Origin of the sequence: Caballeronia sp. (genome assembly GCF_049581465.1) — a bacterium.
GTDB lineage: Bacteria > Pseudomonadota > Gammaproteobacteria > Burkholderiales > Burkholderiaceae > Caballeronia.
In genome coordinates this window covers 1-3,848 of record NZ_JBAUSA010000254.1, presented here as the reverse complement: position 1 = coordinate 3,848, position 3,848 = coordinate 1, and the positions used below count along the sequence as shown (strand labels likewise).

The following is a 3,848-nucleotide window of genomic DNA, read 5'->3' as shown; positions in this document are numbered from 1 at the left end:
GAACGTTCGGCGCCGCCCCGGCCGGGGACATGGTCATCCTGGCAGTTCCCTACTCCGCCGTTCTTGAGGTGGTGAAGCAGTACGGCGAAGAGCTGGCAGGCAAGGTTCTTGTCGACATCACCAATCCCGTCGCCTCCGACCACACGAGCTTTGTGACCCCCGGCGACAGTTTCGGCGCGCAGGAGATCACCAAGGCCGCCCCTGTCGATGCGAAAGTCGTCAAGGCGTTCAACACCCAGTTCTCCCACGTCCTGGCTGCCGGTCCCGTCCCTGGCCACCCGTTGGACGTGTTCATCGCCGGGGACGACGAGCACGCGAAAGCACGCGTCTCGGCGTTCATCGAGAGCCTCGGACTGCGTCCAATGGATACCGGGCCGCTATCCATGGCGCGGACACTGGAGCACGCCTGCCTGCTGTCGCTGGGCCTCCTCAGCCACTCCGTCAAGCACACCCACTTCTCAATCGGCGTCAGCCTGCTCGGCTGAGTGCACCGATTCCACGACTTCTGGCACCACGTCACTCATAAGGATTACTAATATGCACGTTTTCGTCACTGGCGGGACCGGCCGGGTCGGTTCATACCTCATTCCTGACCTCATCGGCGCCGGGCATGAAGTCGTCGCCTTGGCCCGGTCGGACACGTCTGCGGCAGCAGCGTCTGCGCTCGGCGCCAGGGTACGACGTGGAAACCTTGCCGACCTTGACGGTCTGAAGGCGGCGGCGGCGGAGTCCGACGGCGTCATCCACCTCGGGTACAGGGCCGAACTGCTTTCGTCCGGCGGGATCACTGCCTTAGGCGACTCGGAGCTGTCGATCGTGCTCGCGTTCGGCGAGGCGTTGGCGGGCACCGGAAAGCCGCTCGTTGCGGCGGGGAGCATCGGCGCGCCCACGAACTTGGGGCGGGCAGGCCCGCTCCTCGCACTAGCCAGCCTCGGCCGACCGGCGACCGAGGATGACCCGGCCCTTCCTTGTGGACCCATGCACGCTGGCACGCTAGTGGCTCGCAACATCGTGGAGACTGCTGTAGTCGGGCTCGCAGAGAAGGGCGTGCGGTCTTCGATCGTGAGAATTCCTACCTTGGTGCATAGTTCGACGGGGCGCCTGCAACTGATCGGGCTCGCGAAAACGAAGGGCTTCGTCGGCTACCCCGGCGACGGCGAAAACCGGTGGCCCGCGGTGCACACCAGCGATCTGGCCTCCTTGTTCGGCCTGGCGCTCGAAAAAGGACCTGCCGGCAAGACCTGGCACGCGGTCGGCGACGAGGGTATCCGGTTCCGCGAGATAGCGGAGGCCATTGCCGCCCGCCTGGGCCTGCCCGCCGTGAGCATTCCCGCTGACGAGCTGATGCTGCCAGGCTATTTCGGGTTCCTAACGGCGGTGGTGACGCTGGACCTCGCGGCATCCAACGCGATCACGCGCCAGGTTCTCGGCTGGGAGCCCGCTCAGCCCGGCCTGATCGCGGACTTGGACAACGGTCATTACTTCCCTGCCGGCTGACAAGCTGACGGCAGGGAGCCGGTAGCAAAGCACCCGGCCGTCATACCCAAAGTCATGAGCAAACTGCCCATGAATTTTACAAAACCCGTCACCTTCACACTCGGCGCCAGCCTTCTCGGTTGAGCGCACTCGCAGAACTTCTCGCATCACATCATCAACAGGAGCCCTAATATGCACGTATTCGTCACTGGCGGGACCGGCCATTCCGGTCCGTACATCATCTCCGACCTCATCGCCGCCGGCCATGAGGTCACCGCCCTGGCTCGTTCAGACAAGGCGGCGGCTGCGGTGTCCGCACTCGGTGCGAAGGCGCGTCTCGGTAGCCTCGAGGATCTTGACGGTCTTAAAGAAGCGGCCGCCGCCTCTGACGGTGTCATCCATGTCGCACACCGGCAAGACCTGATTCCGGTCGGCGGGATCAACGCCGTGGCCGATGCGGAGCTTCAGATCATGCTCGCATATGGCGAGGCGCTGGCCGGAACCGGAAAGCCGCTGGTCTCATCCGGAAGCATCGGCTCGCCCGGCTGGGAAAACCTGGGTCGGCCGGCCACCGAGGAGGATCCGCCTCTTCCCGGCGGCGATCCATACAAGTACACCTTGCGGGTTCGAAACATCGTGGAAACCACTGTAATCGGCCTCGCCGAAAAAGGCGTGCGGTCTTCGGTCGTTCGGATTCCTGAAATCATGCACAGCGCGACCGATAATGCCGGCTTCCTTCCGCTGCTGATCGGGCTGGCGAAGGAAAAGGGTGTCGTCGGTTACCCCGGAGACGGTGCGAACAGGTGGGCCGCCGTGCACACCCGCGACCTCGCCACCGTGTTCCGCCTGGCGCTTGAGAAGGGCGCGGCCGGCAGAAGCTGGCATGCGGTTGCAGACGAGAGCATTCCGTACCGCGAGATCGCCGAGGCCATCGGCAGTCGCTTGAAGCTGCCCGCCGTGCCCATTCCCGCGGACGTGCTGATGCTGCCGGGGTATTTCGGGTTCCTTGCGAATCTGGTCACGCTGGATACCCCGGCGTCGAATGCCATCACGCGCCAGACGCTCGGCTGGACACCAACGCAGCCCGGCCTGTTTGCCGATATGGACAATGGCCACTACTTCCCTGCCAGCTGAGCTAAGCGGACGGCAGGGACTCCCGCATCGCGCCGAGCCCGACCAAGACACTATCCTCCCGGAGTGGTAGGAGGGTGACGCAAGTGGCTCGGCGCACACGGAAAATATTATGGGCGAAAGCCTCGTACAGATTACGGGCATACCCCAACTCAGAGGGATATTTTACATGAGCACTATTAGCATCATCGGCACAGGTGGCATGGCCACGGCGGTCGCCGGCCGTATCGCGAAGGCAGGACATACCATCGAGGTCCAGAGCCGCGACCCAGCCAAAGCGCGGGCGCTGACCGATAAGCTCTCAGCGGGAGCGACCACGGGGACTTACGCCGCCGCGCCGGCGGGCGACATCGTCATCCTCGCCGTGCCGTACGGCAGTGCGGCGGCGGTAGTGGCCGATTACGGAGACGCGCTCGAAGGCAAGGTGATCATCGACATCACCAATCCGATCGCCCCGGACCTTTCCGGCCTCGTCACCCCGCACGGCAGTTCCGGCGCGCAGGAGATCGCCAAGGGTCTTCCCGCCACCGCGCACGTCGTAAAGGCGTTCAACACCGTCTTTGGCCACGTACTTGCCAAGAACGGACGCCTCGACGCGTTCATCGCAGCCGACGATGCGGAGGCCAAGGCGCGCGTCTCGACCTTCATCGAGAGTCTCGGGCTGCGTCCGTTGGATGTCGGTGGCCTGCACATGGCCTCGACGCTCGAGGCGCTCGGTCTGATGATGATCGGCCTGGCCAAAAACGGCGCCGGCACCTGGGATATCGCCTTGAACGTCGGGATCGGCTGAATCACCGACGCCGCGTCTTCATCGACAGGTCCACAACACCGCTGGGAACAACATGTCTCTCACGTCGTTCTCAGCGGTTCTTGCGTATCCGGCAAAAGCAAGCGGTCGCGCTCGGCGAGCATGTTCACCATTTCTGCCATGTTCTCGGTTCCCCAGGTGCACAGCGGGACAATCTTGTCGGCGAGACTGCGGCCGAGCGGGGTCAGCGCGTAGTCCACGCGCGGTGGCACCTCCTTGTAGTCGGTCCTCACCAGCACGCGATCGGCCTCCAGTTCTTTCAGTTGCTGGATCAGCACCTTGGCGCTGACGCCATGGACGTTGCGCTTGAGCTCGCCGTAGCGCTTCGGGCCGTCGAGCAGGAAGTACAGGATCAGCGGCTTCCACTTGCCCGCGATGATGCTGAGCGTGGCGGCGAGCCCGTAAGAGTAACGGCCACCGCAATGTTGAGAAC

Annotated in this window: 5 protein-coding genes; 4 read left to right on the top strand and 1 reads right to left on the bottom strand. The window is 64.1% G+C overall.

The annotated features are described in order from the left end of the window. The 4 genes from WCA53_RS06335 to WCA53_RS06320 all read left to right on the top strand — a co-directional run. Positions 1 to 485: NADPH-dependent F420 reductase (locus WCA53_RS06335; protein ID WP_423907034.1), on the top strand; the 485-nt coding region annotated here is incomplete at its 5' end. Between the two features lie 52 nt (positions 486 to 537). Continuing rightward, complete coding sequence (locus tag WCA53_RS06330) at positions 538 to 1,497, top strand: SDR family oxidoreductase (protein ID WP_423907031.1); 960 nt, start codon at positions 538 to 540, stop codon at positions 1,495 to 1,497. Positions 1,498 to 1,668: 171 nt separating this feature from the next. Further along, on the top strand, positions 1,669 to 2,610 hold the full coding sequence (locus WCA53_RS06325; protein WP_423907029.1) for an SDR family oxidoreductase: 942 nt from the start codon (positions 1,669 to 1,671) through the stop codon (positions 2,608 to 2,610). Between the two features lie 166 nt (positions 2,611 to 2,776). Further along, positions 2,777 to 3,397, top strand: coding sequence for an NADPH-dependent F420 reductase (locus tag WCA53_RS06320; protein ID WP_423907027.1), 621 nt, complete (start codon positions 2,777 to 2,779; stop codon positions 3,395 to 3,397). 59 nt (positions 3,398 to 3,456) lie between these two features. On the opposite strand, the gene WCA53_RS06315 is transcribed toward WCA53_RS06320, so the two are convergent. Further along, a partial coding sequence (locus tag WCA53_RS06315; protein WP_423907025.1) for a winged helix-turn-helix transcriptional regulator occupies positions 3,457 to 3,848 on the bottom strand: 392 nt, incomplete at its 5' end.

Bases quoted from the DNA above. Each gene is read 5' to 3' on its own strand.
- WCA53_RS06320 (WP_423907027.1), top strand. From the start codon at position 2,777: ATGAGCACTATTAGCATCATCGGCACAGGTGGCATGGCCACGGCGGTC.
- WCA53_RS06325 (WP_423907029.1), top strand. From the start codon at position 1,669: ATGCACGTATTCGTCACTGGCGGGACCGGCCATTCCGGTCCGTACATC.
- WCA53_RS06330 (WP_423907031.1), top strand. From the start codon at position 538: ATGCACGTTTTCGTCACTGGCGGGACCGGCCGGGTCGGTTCATACCTC.